The sequence below is a fragment of the Pseudalkalibacillus sp. JSM 102089 genome (assembly GCF_041366475.1).
In the GTDB taxonomy this organism is placed as follows: domain Bacteria; phylum Bacillota; class Bacilli; order Bacillales; family Guptibacillaceae; genus Guptibacillus; species Guptibacillus hwajinpoensis_B.
The window spans coordinates 109,054-125,279 of record NZ_JBEWYW010000007.1 but is presented as its reverse complement, the minus strand read 5'-3'; the positions used below and the strand labels follow the sequence as shown (position 1 = coordinate 125,279).

The following is a 16,226-nucleotide window of genomic DNA, read 5'->3' as shown; positions in this document are numbered from 1 at the left end:
TTTTTTGAACATTCGTTTCGAATTTTTATTCGGTGTCATTATGATTGAATCAAAAATATAAAAAAGGGAGAGTTTCTGATGATTAAAGTTTCGCATCATTCAACTGTAAATGAAGAAAAGGCGGTATTGTCAGATTGGAAATTCAGACAGACTGAAGGAGAGGAATGGCTTCCAGCAAAAGTTCCAGGATGTGTCCATACCGATCTATTAAAGAACAATCTTATTTCAGATCCTTTTTACGGTGAAAATGAACTGGATCTGCAGTGGATCGATAAAAAAGATTGGGAATATGAGGCTTCCTTCGACGTACCTGCAGAACTGCTGAATAAAAATCAGATCGAAATCGTGTTCGATGGTCTGGATACTTATGCGGAGGTCTTTCTTAATGATGAACATCTACTATCTGCCGACAATATGTTTCGTTCATGGAAAGCAAATGTAAAGCCATTCGTCAAAGAAAAGGGAAACGTACTTCGGATTCATTTCAAATCTCCGATCCAAACGGATCTTGAAAAGCTCGAAAAACAGGGGTATAACTTCCCGGCAGTTAATGACCATTCTGAAGATGGCGGTGTGGGCGATAAGAACTTAAGTGTGTTTGCTAGAAAAGCGCCGTATCACTATGGATGGGATTGGGGTCCTCGCTTTGTTACAAGCGGAATCTGGAAGGACGTTCATCTTCGCGGATGGTCTGAAGCTAGAATAGAAGACTTGTCGATTCTTCAGAAAAATGTAACCGCTTCAGAGGCTAATTTGACTGCTCTTGTAGAGATTGAGGCTGAGGAAGAAGGAGAACGAGAACTAAGAATTCAAACTGAAGAAATCGAGCTGATTCAAACCGTACAATTAAAGCGTGGCATGAATGAAGTAAGTTTAGATATGAAAGTTCAGGATCCGAAGCTATGGTGGTCACGGGGACTTGGCGATCAGAATATGTATGAGTTCATAGCTGAAATTAGAAAAGACGGATCTCTTGTTGCTGGGAAAACAACGCGAACTGGTTTACGATCGATTAAGGTGATTAGAGAAAAAGACGATGAAGGAAAAACATTCTATATCGAGTTAAATGGTGTTCCGGTATTTGCGAAAGGTGCAAACCATATTCCGAATGATAGTTTTGTAACTGAAGTTACGCTTGAACGATACCGACATGAAATCCAAAGTGTAGTTGAAAGTAATATGAATATGCTTCGGATCTGGGGCGGAGGTATTTACGAATACGATGCGTTTTATGAGCTATGCAATGAATATGGCATTCTTGTCTGGCAGGATTTCATGTTTGCTTGCAGCATGTACCCGGGTGATGAAGCATTTCTAAAGAATGTGAAAGCTGAAGCGATAGAAAACGTGAAGCGACTTCGCAATCATCCGAGTATCGCACTCTGGTGTGGGAATAACGAGATCGATACTGCCTGGTCTGCCTATGATGAAGATGGTGGTTGGGGATGGAAACAGCAGTATTCTAAACCGATCCAGGATGAAATCTGGCAAGCGTATGAAGATGTTTTTCATACCATTCTACCTGAAGCGGTAGAGAACCATATGCCAGGTGTCTACTACTGGCCATCTTCACCGATGAGTGATTGGACAGGTGATAGTCGTCAGCATACTAGTAATACATCTACTAGTGGAGATATTCATTATTGGGATGTCTGGCATGGTTTAAAGCCTTTCGAAGAGTATAATCACCATGTTGGTCGTTTTATGAGTGAATACGGTTTTCAATCGTTTCCGGAACTGAAGACTGTAGAATCATACGCTGGAGAAGGAGATATGGCTCTCGATTCTAAGGTCATGCTGCACCATCAGAAAAATGGGCGAGGAAATTATTTAATCAAAGAATACATGGAGACCTATCTCCCAGAGCCTAAAGATTTCCCCTCATTTCTTTATATGAGTCATGTTCTTCAAGCAGAAGGAATCAAGACAGCAATTGAAGCTCACCGAAGAAAGAAACCTTACTGTATGGGAACTCTGTACTGGCAAATGAATGATTGCTGGCCAGTGGCATCATGGTCAAGCATGGATTATTACGGTAGATGGAAAGCTCTTCAATATTATGTGAAGCGAAGTTTCCGGGATATAACGCTCTCAATAGATGGTACTAATCGCACCAAAATAGATATTCATATTATTTCAGATATATTAAGTGACATGAACGGTTCGATTCGCATGAGTTTGTCGACTTTCGATGGAACGTTGCTTCGTGAATGGAATGAGTCATTCGCATTAAAAAGCAACTCTGCAACTAAGTTTGTTACATTAGAGACTGAAGAAGTAATTGAGAATCGTGACCCTAATAACATAGTGTTCAAAGCTGAACTTGAATTAGAAGGTGAAATCATAGATGCAAAATATCATTATTTTACATCAGTGAAAAACCTTTCACTTTGTAAACCTAATTTAAAAATAGAAGAGGTTTCCACATCTTCAGGGAAGCACTACACTTTGGAAACAAATACACTTGCTAAGCAGGTATATGTAACAAGTGATTTGGAAGGAATCTTTACGGATAATTACTTTGATCTCATACCTGGAGAGCAAAAAAGAATTGAATTTCTAACTCGATCAAAAGATCAAGGTTTTACAAAAGGGATTGCGGAGGGAATAAAAGTTCATTCGATGTCCGATTTTATAAAAGAATAAGAGTGATTATAGAACCCTTTATATACTAATGTGTATGGAGGGTTCTTTATTGTAGTGATTTTCTCCTCTTACTTTTCTTTTGCTATAATTCTTATAGGTACTAAGTCGACCATCTAAAGTAGGTGAGAACATGAATGAAAGACAAAAAAAGTTAATGTGTATTCTTTTGGAGACAAGTGGAGAATTTTCCCTTGTTAAAGATTTGTCTGTGCGTCTGAGTTGCTCAGATAAAACGATAAGGAATGATCTTGATGTCATACAACCTTATATAAGAAAAGAAACAGGTGGATCACTGATTCGTAAAACAGGACTTGGAATTCAACTAGTAATAGAGAATGAAGAACGTGATTGGCTTTATCAGAAGTTTTCGTATGAAAGTAGCCATGCTGACGAGTTGTCCCAAAGTGAAAGGTTGCTTGAACTTGCATATAAGCTATTAACAGCTAAAGGACCGATGACATTACAAAACCTTTCCACCTGTCACTTTATTACTCGCTCTGTTCTTAAGAAAGATCTTGAACAAATCAATCAGTGGTTAAAGACCATGAATTTAACATTACATTCAAGACAAAAAGTAGGAGTAATGATCGAAGGAAAAGAGCGGTTGCGTCGAAGCGCTCTTGTTAATCTAGGTAAGCTTGTACAAAATGAGGCACTTATTCGTCCGTTCTTGAAGAAGCAGTTCACGTTATATGAAATAGAGCTTGTTGAGAAGGAATTAAGAAATCTGCAAAACGAGCACTCGATTACGTATACCGATGAATCTTTCGAAAATCTTCTTTATCATACCCTTTTTATTATTAAAAGAACAAAACTGCGTCAATCGATTCAAGTTACGGATAAGGAAGAAAAACAAATTAAAGAGTATGAAGAGTATGAGTGGTCAAAATCACTTCTTAAAAAGCTGGGCATCGTCTTCGTCGCCCATTTCCCGGTAGGTGAAGTTGCTTACCTTGCCCTTCATTTGATAGGGGCTAAACGTACTGGTGTTTCGATCATACGAGAGCCAGAGGTGGAGAGAATTGGATTAGCGTTAATCAATGAAATGACTGAAATGACGAATCTGTCTTTTAATGCTGACGCTAACCTTATGGAAGGCCTTCGCGTGCATCTGTATGCTGCTCTAAACCGCATACAGTATGGGCTGTCTGTGTCTAATCCCATGCTTCAAGAAATTAAGAGGATGTATCCCTACTTGTTTGATTTATTAATCCAAATAACAGTAGGAATGCAGGATAAGTGGAAATTATCGATTCCAGAAGATGAAATAGCTTATTTAACCCTTCATTTTGAAGCCGCGGTTGAGCGATTACAATCAAATCGTGGAGAAAAGAAGAGTGTGGTGATTGTTTGTCATTTAGGTGTTGGAATGTCTCAGTTGCTACAAACAAAGCTTGAACGGAAATTCTCTTCTTTAATAATTTTAAACTGTATCGGACGTACGGCTTTACATGATTTTCTTACTCAACATCAGGTGGATTTTATCATTTCTACAGTCGAGATGGAGCCTCAGTCTATACCGCATATTGTCATTTCACCACTACTTAATACTGAGGAGGAAAGTAAGTTAGAATCCTTTTTAGGAGAAATGGATCAAGCGAACCGCGAAGAAAGGCGGAATGCCGTATTTTCTAATTACCTTCAGTCGGATCTTGTGTTCGTTCAGCACGATGGAAATCATCGATATAAAGTAATTGAAGTTCTCTCGAATGCATTGTATGAGAAGGGATTTGTAGAAAAGGAATACGTGCATCAAGCTCTTATAAGAGAACGAACATCTTCTACCGCAATTGGTTCTGGTATCGCGATTCCACATGGTAACCCTAACTTTATACATACACCAGGTATAGCAGTGGCTGTCTTGAAAGAGCCGATTGAATGGGGCGAAGAACGAGTTAATTTAGTATTTTTATTAGCCCTTGGAAATCAAGGGGACGGAGTTACTCGCGAATTATTCAGGGAGATTTCTTCAATTAGTGAGCAACCTCTTTTCTTAAAAAAGTTAACAGAACAAACAAGTGCAAATGCTTTTATTAATTGTTTGGAAACGAATGCAATCGAGAAATAAAATCAACTTTACCGAAAGCTTCGGTAAAATATAGCTCCTTTTTCTATCTAATCTTACGTTACTATTTATGTAAGCGATTACGATTGAAGAGGGGGAATAAGAAATGAAACTGTTAGCGATTACATCGTGTCCAAATGGAATTGCGCACACTTATATGGCAGCTGAAAATCTTCAAAAAGCAGCCGATAAGTTAGGTGTTGAAATGAAAGTTGAAACTCAAGGATCAATTGGAGTAGAGAATGAGTTTTCTGAGAGAGACATCGAGGAAGCCGATGGCATTATTATTGCGGCAGATAAAACGGTTGAGAAAGGACGTTTTATCGGTAAAAAAGTTCTCATAGTTGGGGTTCAAGATGGGATACGTAGGCCGGAGCAGTTAATTAACAAGCACCAAAATGGAGAGGTGCCTGTTTTTCATTCAGACGGTAAAGCAGCTAATGAGTTTAAGAAGGAAAAGAAGGATAAGCAAAATCCCATTTATCGCCACCTTATGAATGGTGTATCTTACATGATTCCTTTTATCGTTGTAGGAGGATTATTAATTGCAATTGCCTTAACCATAGGAGGAAAGCCGACAGAGAGTGGTCTTGTTATTCCTGAAGATTCATTTTGGAAAACGATTGAACAATTAGGGGGAGCATCGTTCACATTCATGATCCCTATCCTTGCAGGTTTTATTGCCTATAGTATTGCTGACAGACCTGGACTTGCGCCTGGTGTCATTGGTGGTTACATTGCTGCTAACGGAAGTTTTTATGGAAGCGAGGCTGGAGCTGGTTTCATTGGTGGTATGATCGCTGGTTTTTTAGCGGGTTATGTAGCACTTGCTATTAAGCGAATGAAAGTACCTAAGGCAGTACAACCAATCATGCCGATTATTATTATACCTGTTTTTGCATCGCTCATTGTGGGATTAGTATTCGTTTATATTGTAGGTGCGCCAGTTGCGCAAGTATTTGAATCATTAACGAACTGGTTAGCAGGTATGCAAGGAACAAGTTCGATTCTTCTTGCGGTCATCCTTGGAGCGATGATCTCCTTTGATATGGGAGGACCTGTTAATAAAGTTGCTTTCTTATTCGGAGCTGCAATGATTGGAGAAGGAAATTATGAAATTATGGGGCCTATCGCGGCCGCTATCTGTATCCCTCCAATCGGGATGGGACTGGCAACATTTCTTAAGAAGAAAAAATATGAAGAAGCTGAGAGAGAAACTGGTAAAGCATCTTTTACTATGGGATTATTCGGTATTACGGAGGGAGCCATTCCGTTTGCTGCTCAGGATCCGATTCGAGTGATTCCGAGTATTATGGCAGGGTCAATTACGGGATCCGTTATAGCGATGATAGGTAATGTGGGAGATCGCGTTGCTCATGGTGGGCCGATCGTAGCCGTCTTAGGAGCAGTTGATAACGTATTGATGTTTTTCATAGCGGTTATTGTAGGGGCATTCGTAACAGCTATTCTCGTTAACCTTTTGAAAAAAGATGCCGTTGTAGAGGTAGCTGGAGTTGGGATGGAAATCAGTAGTGAAGAACTAGTGGAGGAGGAGCCTGTTCAAAGTATGGGAGCGACTCAATCTACTACCGAGGAGATTTCAAAGCTTACAGATATTACAAATGAAAGACTTATCGATATTGATTTAAAAGGGTCAAATCGAGATGCTGTGATCGATGAGATGATTGCGAAATTAGAAGAAGATGGCGTTCTTAATTCAAGGAAGGAATTTAGAGAAGCAATCCTTAGCCGTGAGAATGAAAGTTCAACTGGCATCGGAATGAATATCGCGATTCCACATGGAAAATCTTCCGCTGTACGTAAGCCAAGCGTGGTCTTTGGATTGAAACAAGAAGGAATTGATTGGAACAGTTTAGATGGCACAGAAGCTCGATTAATCTTTATGATTGCTGTCCCTAAAGAGAGCGAAGGGGATGCTCACTTAAAGATTCTCCAAATGCTTTCACGACAATTAATGGATGATCAATTTAGAGAAAAGCTTCTAACAGTTCAAACAACGAAAGAAGCTTATCAACTATTAGAACAAATTAAATAAACGTTTAATTAAGAATAGAGTGTGGACCTATTAAGGTTCGCACTTTATTTTTTACTAGATAGAGGAGAATTTTGAAACCTGTCGAATGTTTAAGTTTGGAATGAAATGATAAACGGGGAGGGTGAAATCTCGAGATAAGTATTCATGTTAAGCTAACTATATTAGCTGAATCGAGAAACAACTTTCACAGCAAAGAAGGAGTCAAACATGACAAAAATTTGGTTTAATAGATGGTTTACTACTGTGGCACATTACATAGAGTTAATTCGACAAAACGAAGATGGAGCAGAATTTGAAGTGTATGGTTCACACCCGAACGAAGATGCTTTGTATTTACAGTATTGCGATCATTCTTTTGTTGAACCTGATATTAGTGGCGATGCGTACGTAGCGTATTGTTTACAAGTTTGTGCTGAAAAGAACATCGATTTGTTCATACCTCGTAAAGAAAATGTCCTCATCTCGAAAAACCTTTCGAAATTCCACAGCATCGGTGTAAAAGTTCTCGTATGTGACGCTGAATTAATGGCTCTTATGGATAATAAAGCGGCTATGTACCAATCCATTCTTACAAAGGAAGCAGAGAAAAAAACATCGCTCGTTCCTATTCCAGATTACGCAGTTGTTACCAATGTAGAAGAATTCAAAAAAGCTTATCATCATCTTCGTAAAAAAGGACATACTGTCTGTTTTAAACCTGTGATAGGTGAAGGCGCCAATGGCTTTCGGGTTATTAGTGAGGGGCAGGAAACGATTGAAGAACTTTTTACGGGTGGGGGATCTAGAAGAATTTCAATTGAGCATGCTTGCTCTATTTTAAGTCAGAAAGATTCGTTCCAAGACTTAATGGTCTTAGAGTACTTAGATGGTTATGAGTATAGTATCGATTGTCTTGCGTATGATGGAGAGCTGCATCTTGCTATCCCTCGTAAGAAAGTTGAGGGAAGAGTAAGAGAACTTGAGAACAATGAAGAGTTACTAGAGATTGCACGAGCTATTCATAAGGAATATAACATTGATTACATCTCAAATATTCAAGTTAAGTTCAGCAATGGAATTCCAAAGCTTCTTGAAATTAACCCAAGGATGGCTGGGGGATTGAATATTAGCTGCTTATCGGGTGTAAACATCCCGTACGAAGCGATTAAACTGTTGCAAAATGGTGGTAATCCGTTCCTTAATTTAAATCCAGAAATGGGTATTCGCGCTAGCCATATAGAAAAAGAAGTTGTTCTTTCTTAATTTAAGGGAGGTACTCTGATGAGTATTACATTAATGAAGAAAAACGCTGGTATTGTTTTAAAGAAAAAGAATTTAGATCAAGTTGTAGCTAGAGTAGGTCTTGTCCTTGATATTAGCGGTTCAATGCGGAATTTATACAAAGAAGGTGTCGTTCAAAAAGTCGTCGAGCGTGTTCTTGCAGTCGCAAGTCAATTCGATGATGATGGTTCACTAGATGTATGGGTATACGATAATGAGTTTAGTCGATTAAAGCCAGTAACAGAATTTGATTTCGAAGGATACGTGGATCGTCAAATTCTTTCGAACGATCTCGTTCATAAATTTGGTCGAAATGATGAACCTCTCGTTATGGAAGATGTCATTAATAAATACGTCGAAGAAGATCCATCGAAAGAACCGGTGTTCATTGTGTTTATTAATGATGGAGGCTGTAAACGTGGAATTAAGAAAGCGATTGTCGAATCTTCAGACCAACCTCTTTTTTGGCAGTTTATTGGTATAGGAGATTCAAACTTCGATGTATTAGAGAAGTTGGACACAATGACGGGACGGTTCATTGATAACGCCAACTTCTTCCATATAGAAGATATTGACCGGACAAGTGATGAAGTGTTGTACAATAATCTTCTAGGTGAATTTCCAGATTGGTTGAAGGAAGCAAAAGATAAAGGAGTTATTCAGTAAGTAGCTAATTCCCTATGTTAACAGAATCGACAAAATTCTTTCATATTATCATCGTTGCTCAATGGTTAAAGGATTCATTTTAGCTGAAAATATGTTAGTTTTAAATAGAAAGAATCAATTTTTCTTGTTAAAAACAATTTTTTTGTTGAAACATGAAACTTTCTGAATCTAGGCACGTATTACAGAATAGGCAGTTAACTATTAAACTTAACACGCACCATCTCATATTTAACTTAAATCTACTAACAGGAGTGAAACGATTTGACAATTTCTTTGCAGAAAGGTCAACGAATTGACTTAACAAAAGGAAATGCCGGCTTATCGAAAATTATGGTTGGCCTTGGTTGGGATCCAGTTGAGCAAAAGAAAGGTGGTCTTCTAGGCGGTCTTTTTGGAGGCGGAAGCGGTGGCGCTAACGTCGACTGTGATGCTTCTCTCCTTATGCTTGAGGACGACAAATTAACTTCTAAAAAAGATTTAATTTACTTCGGTAACTTAAAAAGCGCATGCGGAAGTATCAATCATACTGGTGACAACCTGACTGGTGCTGGAGACGGTGATGACGAGCAAATTATGGTTGATCTCGGTAAGGTGCCACAGCGTATCACAAAACTTGTTTTTGTAGTAAACATCTATGATGCTGTGAAACGCAAACAGGATTTTGGTATGATTCAAAATGCGTTTATTCGCGTAGTAAACCAGTCGAATCAAGAAGAAATGATCAAATTTAATCTCACAGATAACTATTCTGGTAAGACAAGTCTCTTTGTAGCAGAAATCTATCGCCACGGCAGTGAATGGAAATTTGCCGCGATTGGTAATGGAACGAACGATGCTGGCTTAAGCGACATTGCAAAAAAATATTAAACTACTAAAATTCTAAAGGGGTTGACGAGCATGGCTGTATCATTATCTAAAGGACAAAAAGTAGATTTAACAAAAACAAATCCAGGTCTATCAAAGGTTATTGTAGGACTTGGATGGGACACAAATAAATACGATGGCGGAAATGACTTTGACCTTGACGCAAGTATCTTCCTATTAGACAGCACTGGTAAGTGTTCTTCTGATAAAGATTTTGTTTTCTATAATCAAACAGAAGGTGGCGGCGGTTCGGTTGTTCATACAGGCGATAACCGTACTGGTGAAGGAGAAGGAGATGACGAACAAGTAAAAGTTCATCTTCATGATGTTCCAGCTGAAATTGAGAAAATTTCTTTCGTCATTACGATACATGATGCTGAAGCGCGTAATCAGAATTTCGGACAAGTATCTAATGCATTTGTACGCATCCTAAATGAAGATTCAAATGAAGAGCTCATTCGTTATGATCTTGGAGAAGATTTCTCGATTGAAACAGCGATTATTGTTGGAGAACTTTACCGTCATAACGGCGAATGGAAATTCTCTGCAGTAGGATCTGGTTATCAGGGAGGACTTGCTAGAATCGCAACTGATTTTGGTTTACAAGTCGGATAAACTCTTCTTTTTTGGCAAGAGGGATGCCTCCCTCTTGCCATTCCAATATAAACGCGAATTGGGGGATCACATTGGGAATTCAACTATCTAAAGGACAGAGAATTGATTTAACAAAGACAAATCCAGGACTCGTTAAAGGACTTATAGGGCTTGGTTGGGACACGAACAAATACCAGGGAGGCTCTGACTTTGATCTAGATGCATCGGCATTTTTAGTTGATGCAAATAATCGGTGTCAGGACGATCTGGATTTTATTTTTTATAACAACTTAGAGCATCCAAGTAAATCAGTCATTCATACAGGTGATAACCGAACAGGTGAAGGTGATGGAGATGATGAACAGCTGATCGTCGACTTCTCAAAAATTCCTGCGCATGTTGATAAAATTGGGATCACCGTCACGATACATGATGCTGAAGCGCGTCACCAGAACTTTGGACAAGTATCAAACGCATTTGTTCGTCTTGCGGATGAATCTTCTGGAGAAGAGCTATTGCGATTTGATCTTGGCGAAGATTTTTCAATTGAAACAGCCGTCGTCGTTTGTGAACTATATCGACACGGTAACGAATGGAAATTCAATGCAATAGGTAGCGGATTCTCAGGTGGACTTGCATCTCTTTGTAAAAATTATGGCCTTGAGGTTTAAGGCTTAGCTAGTTGACATTAGGAGGAAACATCAAGTGGAAATCTTACAAGAAATTCTAAACACATATGCCTCTTTCTTTGATTGGGAAATGTGGGGAGAAGTTTTAACTGACCCTGTTTCATGGGGACTTATCGGTACGCTGGTGCTTTTAGAAGGGCTACTATCAGCTGATAACGCACTAGTACTTGCTGTTATGGTTAAACACCTTCCACCAGAAAAACGTAGAAAAGCGCTAACCTATGGGTTAATAGGGGCATATTTCTTCCGATTCTTATTTATTGGTATTGGTATGTATCTTATTAAATTTTGGTGGATCAAAGTATTTGGTGCCGCCTACCTTGCGTGGATTGTAATTCAACACTTTAGAAGTAAAGGTGAAGAAGAAGGTACGGAGGGTATGAAAAAGGATACCTGGCTTGTTCGAACCTTTGGTCTATTTTGGGCAACTGTTATTTCAGTAGAATTAATGGATATTGCGTTTTCTGCTGATAGTATTTTAGCTGCATTAGCGATTTCAGAACAAGTATGGGTGCTGTTACTCGGAGGTATGATTGGTATTCTTCTTATGAGAACAGTAGCGGGTGTATTTCTGAAGTTGATTGAAAGAGTTCCTGAAATGGAAAATACAGCGTTTGTATTAATTGCAATCATCTCAGTGAAGATGTTCTTAAGCGTCTTTCATATTGAAATACCGCACGTTGCTTTCTTTGGTATTATCGTGCTTGCCTTCCTTGGAACGTTTGTTGTTCACTACATTAACAATAAAAATCGACCATACGCTGAAGAAACAGCATCAGCAAAAGAGAACGAATAATATAAAGAGGAGGAGACGCTGGTGCTCTCCTTCTTTTTTATACAATGAAACTTTCAATTTAGTAAAAATAGAAGCTAATATAACCTAATGATCAGGAATTAGGAGGTGAAGACGCTGGAATATTTTAAATATCTATCAGAAATGCAAAAGGAGCAAATTTTCTATAAAAAACCAACACCTATTAATAAACATATAGATCGTGAACAGCTATCATATGCGGTTGGGGCGGCTTTGTATATGCCTGCGATTCGAAAAGATATTGCTGAAATCGTGATCCAAGGCAAGTACCAAGAATTGACTACGATTGTGCTTGATCTTGAAGATGCCATTGGGGACAACTGTGTGGATGAGGCGATCGATCAGACGGTAGAACACTTTTCCTCTATTGCGCAGGCTATGAACGATCGTCAGTTGCGTTGGGAGACACTTCCCCTACTGTTCATTCGTGTCCGGTCAGCTGAGCAATTAAACGAAGTGGCAAATAAATTAGGTGCTACTATTCACTATTTGACAGGGTTTGTTTTCCCTAAATTTTCCTCTAATAATGGTAGAGAGTATTTACATACTCTCAAAAAAGTAGAACGAACGGCAGGTGCTCTTCTATATGGCATGCCGATTTTAGAGTCGCCAGAGCTTTTCTATAAGGAATCACGCTATACAGAATTCCAACGTCTTTCTTTGCTATTAAAAGAATACGAATCCTCTATTCTTAACGTCCGTATAGGAGCAACTGATCTATGTGGACTTTATGGAATCCGCCGCAGTGCCCAATCAACAATATACGATATATCGATAATGAGAGACTTTATATCTGATGTCGTCAATTATTTTGGTAGAACCTTTGTTATCTCGGGTCCTGTATGGGAGTATTTTAATAGCAGAAGAGAAGTAAGTGCCCATGCGAATGAAACCATACTGGACTATAACACAGGACTGTTGAACGAGACGCTGCTTGATTTGACGAATGGGCTAATTGGTAAAACTGTCATCCACCCTACTCATATGAAAGTCGTACAGTGTGTAAATATTGTATCGAAAGAAGAATATCTTGATGCACTTAGCATTTTGGATCACGTAAGTGGGGATGTAGGCGTGCTGAAAAGCGAATCACATAATAAGATGAATGAGATTAAACCGCATTATAAGTGGGCGATGAAGATCATTACGAAATCGAATATATACGGGGTGTATCATGACAAGTACAATTTCATCAAAATGCTTACCGAAACAGTACCATTTTCAGATCCTGTCGGATATGAGCGTTAACTTAGAGGTTACTCAAAATAAATTGAACATACCGGTTGAGGAATTCTTTCAAATGGCAGCTAGAATTAATAAAAAAAGAGGTTTTTTGTTTGTTAGTAAAATGCTTGGCAAGCATATTCCGGTTCATCCTCATAAATCGCTACTTGCCTCAGGACTTTTAGCAATCACTTATTATGAGAGCGTGACAGGGGAGTCAATCGATTATTTATCAGAAGTAAGAGATGGGTTTTTAAGCGACGATCTGGAAGAAGTTAAGAAATCGTACGAGCGATTGCTAAACAGTCCTCTCCATCTTGAGGGACCACCAATAGTAATTGGATTTGCTGAAACGGCTACAGCACTCGGACATGCTGTATTTGATAGCTTTCAAGAAGGATACTATATTCATACAACAAGAGAAAACGTAAGTGATTTAGATCCAGAATTCAACTTTAAAGAAGAGCATTCTCATGCTGTGGATCAACGGTGTTATGCAGATCGGTCTATTCTAATGAAGTCTAATCCTGTTGTATTAGTAGATGATGAAATAACAACTGGGAAGACTTGTCTAAACATTATCAGGGAACTCCACGCCAACTATCCTCGCAAACAATATGCTGTACTTTCTCTATTAGACTGGCGATCTGATGAACATATGGAACAATATAAAGCATTAGAAATCGAACTCGGGATTACAATTAGCGTTCTTTCTTTGCTTAAAGGAACTATTAAATTCGAAGGAAAGCCTCTTGAGCATCCGATTCATGACTTTCAATCAAGTCGATATCTTAGTGATGCAGCCGAGATTAATCGCATTGATTTATCATCTTGTTTCGATTCACGTAATGAAAATGACTATTTAACTTATAGCGGTAGGTTTGGAATTAATGGAGCGGATAAGGCGAAGATAGAGGATTCATGTCAGAAAGCATCGAATCTCTTAAAGAAAGAAGCAGTCGAAGGGAAGACTCTATGTCTTGGCACTGGGGAGTTTATGTATATCCCAATGAAAATCGCCTCTTATCTAAATGGTGAGGTTTATTATCATTCCACGACAAGAAGTCCAATACAGCCGGTAGATATTGAAGGATATGCGATATCAAATGGATTCACATTTCAGAATCCAGAAGATCAACAAATTCAGCATTACGTCTACAACATTCTTAAAGGTGAATATGAGCAAGCTTTTCTCTTTTTTGAAAAAAGTGTCCCAGATGCTGACCTTAAAGAAATAATAGCAATATTAGAAGAACGGGATATAAAAACGATTTATATTGTAACGTGTTCTTGAAGAGAGGGATGAACAAATTGACTGCACAGACTACCAAAATGGGAAGTTATCCTGATCAAGATGTAACTTTCCTTCTAAAAGATTTATCAGACATCACAATGGAAAAAAGTACGATGGAGAGAGAACAGGCAATTCAGAAAGGTACACACTATTCTGAGATGCTTCCTATTGAGTATAAGCCGACAGATGAATATATGAAATTGTTCTATACTTCACTCGAAGAGGCGAAGCACAAAGTGGCTGTAGCAGTAGGGATTGTTGCTGAACAGCTTGTGGCGGAAAGAGGCTTTCAAACAGTACTTGTTTCGCTTGCTAGAGCAGGCACGCCAATAGGTGTATTAATCAAGCGTTACCTTTCTTATAAGTATGATCGAGAACTTCCCCATTACAGCATTTCTATTATTAGGGACAGAGGCATTGATGAGAATGCTCTTCAATTTATTTTAAATCAGCATCCTGATTCGTCTATTACGTTTATTGACGGGTGGACTGGAAAAGGTGCGATTACAAAGGAATTAACAAAGTCAGTAGCAGAATTTAATGCTAGTACTGGCAAGAATTTATCAAGCGAATTAGCCGTTTTAGCAGACCCAGGTGACTGTTCTTCTCTTTTTGGAACTCGTGAAGATTTTTTGATTCCAAGTGCTTGTTTAAATTCAACCGTTTCAGGGGTTGTCAGTCGTACTGTGCTTAATAATAATTGGATTCATGAGGGAGATTTCCACGGAGGTAAATACTACTCGGAGCTTGCTGCAGAAGATGTCTCCAACTTATTCGTCGATACTATTTGTACACAGTATCCCTTGATCGCTACAGAGGTTGAAGATGGATTGCAAGATATCTCAAAGGAAGATCGCAAGCCCAAGTGGAAAGGACTTGAATCGATCGAAAACATCCAGAGGGATTATGGTATAGCAAACAGTAACCTCATCAAACCTGGTGTTGGAGAAACAACGAGAGTATTGTTACGGCGTGTTCCATGGAAAATTCTTGTGCATCCAGATGCGGAAATGAACTTAGAACATATTCTTATTTTAGCAAGAGACCGTGGTGTTCCAATTGAAGAGTACGCAAACATGTCTTATTCATGCTGCGGACTGATTAAGCCTATGGAGAAAGACTCATGAGAGCATTTGCTAGCGACTTAGATCGCACGTTAATTTATTCTAGTAGAATGATCGAGCAAGATACCCAGCAAAACTATGAATTAATTGAAACACTTGATGGAAAGGAAATTTCATATATTTCCAACTATGCTAGTGAGTTATTACAGAAGGTAAATAAAGAGATTTATTTTATCCCTGTTACAACAAGAACAGTTGAACAATACCGTCGTATCACATTTTTTCAAACAACGATTCAACCAGAATACGCCATAACAAGTAACGGCGGTCGAATTTTAAAGAACGGAAAAGTATTGAGTGATTGGTCGAATCGAATCAATGCTTCGTTAGAAGAGTGCTTGTCGCTTGATGCCTTTGTTCGGCAACTGGAGAACCTTATCACAGGAAACTGGGTTGAGCGAATTCGTCATGCAGACTACCTTTTTGTTTACCTAATTATTAAACGAGATCATGTAACGTCCGAAGAACTCTATCAATTATTTGAGTGGTCACGTGAGCAGGGATGGCAACCTAGTCTTCAGGGGAGGAAGCTTTATTTTGTTCCAAATCCGGTGAACAAATGGAAAGCCGTCGACTATTTGAAGAAAGAAATTGGATTATCTTACGTGTATACAGCAGGAGACTCCCTTCTAGATTATGAACTTGTTTTTCATGGTGATTGTAGTTATGTACCTGCACATGGTGAAGTTCTCGAAAGTTATCCCGATCTTCCCAAAACGACAGCACATGGAATGAAGGCCTCAGAAGAAATTCTAGACTCCATTGTCGTTGACTTATCTTTAAAACAAGAATCAGTAGAACAAAAGAGTTAAGTATGGAAGAAATAGTATGTTATTCTGAAAGATAGAAGATGTTATATTGATGAAAGAATGGCTAGAAATAAATAAGGTTACTTCTTACTTGTAAAAGTATAATAAAATTATGAATGTA

General features: G+C 38.6%; 13 protein-coding genes. All 13 read left to right on the top strand.

The window, feature by feature from the left end:
- The first annotated feature begins 78 nt into the window (after positions 1-78).
- The 13 genes from ABVF21_RS15640 (at position 79) to ABVF21_RS15580 (ending at position 16,108) form a co-directional block, all read left to right on the top strand.
- Positions 79-2,646 carry a beta-mannosidase gene (locus ABVF21_RS15640; RefSeq protein ID WP_371018550.1) on the top strand — a complete coding sequence of 856 codons (2,568 nt, stop codon included), beginning with the start codon at positions 79-81 and terminating at the stop codon, positions 2,644-2,646.
- 130 nt (positions 2,647-2,776) lie between these two features.
- Positions 2,777-4,714: a BglG family transcription antiterminator gene (locus ABVF21_RS15635; protein ID WP_371018549.1), complete on the top strand. Its 1,938-nt coding sequence runs from the start codon at positions 2,777-2,779 to the stop codon at positions 4,712-4,714.
- A gap of 103 nt (positions 4,715-4,817) precedes the next feature.
- Positions 4,818-6,767, top strand: a complete 1,950-nt coding sequence (locus tag ABVF21_RS15630) for a fructose-specific PTS transporter subunit EIIC (protein ID WP_371018548.1) — start codon at positions 4,818-4,820, stop codon at positions 6,765-6,767.
- A 207-nt stretch (positions 6,768-6,974) separates the two neighbouring features.
- Positions 6,975-8,009, top strand: coding sequence for an ATP-grasp domain-containing protein (locus ABVF21_RS15625; RefSeq protein WP_371018547.1), 1,035 nt, complete (start codon positions 6,975-6,977; stop codon positions 8,007-8,009).
- Between the two features lie 15 nt (positions 8,010-8,024).
- Entirely contained in the window at positions 8,025-8,693 is a 669-nt protein-coding gene (locus ABVF21_RS15620; RefSeq protein ID WP_371018579.1) for a vWA domain-containing protein, read from the top strand.
- Between the two features lie 261 nt (positions 8,694-8,954).
- Positions 8,955-9,560 (top strand): TerD family protein, encoded by a 606-nt coding sequence (locus tag ABVF21_RS15615; protein ID WP_194222368.1) that lies wholly within the window; start codon positions 8,955-8,957, stop codon positions 9,558-9,560.
- 30 nt (positions 9,561-9,590) lie between these two features.
- On the top strand, positions 9,591-10,172 hold the full coding sequence (locus tag ABVF21_RS15610; protein WP_194222367.1) for a TerD family protein: 582 nt from the start codon (positions 9,591-9,593) through the stop codon (positions 10,170-10,172).
- 71 nt (positions 10,173-10,243) lie between these two features.
- Complete coding sequence (locus tag ABVF21_RS15605; protein WP_194222366.1) at positions 10,244-10,822, top strand: TerD family protein; 579 nt, start codon at positions 10,244-10,246, stop codon at positions 10,820-10,822.
- 88 nt (positions 10,823-10,910) lie between these two features.
- Positions 10,911-11,636, top strand: a complete 726-nt coding sequence (locus ABVF21_RS15600) for a TerC family protein (protein WP_306558473.1) — start codon at positions 10,911-10,913, stop codon at positions 11,634-11,636.
- A 114-nt stretch (positions 11,637-11,750) separates the two neighbouring features.
- Positions 11,751-12,902 carry an HpcH/HpaI aldolase/citrate lyase family protein gene (locus tag ABVF21_RS15595; RefSeq protein ID WP_371018577.1) on the top strand — a complete coding sequence of 384 codons (1,152 nt, stop codon included), beginning with the start codon at positions 11,751-11,753 and terminating at the stop codon, positions 12,900-12,902.
- Positions 12,829-14,172: a phosphoribosyltransferase family protein gene (locus tag ABVF21_RS15590; protein ID WP_371018546.1), complete on the top strand. Its 1,344-nt coding sequence runs from the start codon at positions 12,829-12,831 to the stop codon at positions 14,170-14,172. Before ABVF21_RS15595 ends, ABVF21_RS15590 begins: the two co-directional genes overlap by 74 nt.
- Before the next feature lie 38 nt (positions 14,173-14,210).
- Positions 14,211-15,299 carry a cysteine protease StiP family protein gene (locus tag ABVF21_RS15585; RefSeq protein ID WP_371018576.1) on the top strand — a complete coding sequence of 363 codons (1,089 nt, stop codon included), beginning with the start codon at positions 14,211-14,213 and terminating at the stop codon, positions 15,297-15,299.
- Entirely contained in the window at positions 15,296-16,108 is an 813-nt protein-coding gene (locus ABVF21_RS15580) for an HAD family hydrolase (protein WP_303533778.1), read from the top strand. Before ABVF21_RS15585 ends, ABVF21_RS15580 begins: the two co-directional genes overlap by 4 nt.
- The last annotated feature ends 118 nt before the right edge of the window (positions 16,109-16,226 follow it).

Excerpts from the sequence above, each read along its gene's own strand:
- ABVF21_RS15590 (WP_371018546.1), top strand. The coding sequence starts at position 12,829 with ATGACAAGTACAATTTCATCAAAATGCTTACCGAAACAGTACCATTTT.
- ABVF21_RS15630 (WP_371018548.1), top strand. The coding sequence starts at position 4,818 with ATGAAACTGTTAGCGATTACATCGTGTCCAAATGGAATTGCGCACACT.
- ABVF21_RS15585 (WP_371018576.1), top strand. The coding sequence starts at position 14,211 with ATGGGAAGTTATCCTGATCAAGATGTAACTTTCCTTCTAAAAGATTTA.
- ABVF21_RS15635 (WP_371018549.1), top strand. The coding sequence starts at position 2,777 with ATGAATGAAAGACAAAAAAAGTTAATGTGTATTCTTTTGGAGACAAGT.
- ABVF21_RS15610 (WP_194222367.1), top strand. The coding sequence starts at position 9,591 with ATGGCTGTATCATTATCTAAAGGACAAAAAGTAGATTTAACAAAAACA.
- ABVF21_RS15640 (WP_371018550.1), top strand. The coding sequence starts at position 79 with ATGATTAAAGTTTCGCATCATTCAACTGTAAATGAAGAAAAGGCGGTA.
- ABVF21_RS15580 (WP_303533778.1), top strand. The coding sequence starts at position 15,296 with ATGAGAGCATTTGCTAGCGACTTAGATCGCACGTTAATTTATTCTAGT.
- ABVF21_RS15600 (WP_306558473.1), top strand. The coding sequence starts at position 10,911 with ATGTGGGGAGAAGTTTTAACTGACCCTGTTTCATGGGGACTTATCGGT.
- ABVF21_RS15625 (WP_371018547.1), top strand. The coding sequence starts at position 6,975 with ATGACAAAAATTTGGTTTAATAGATGGTTTACTACTGTGGCACATTAC.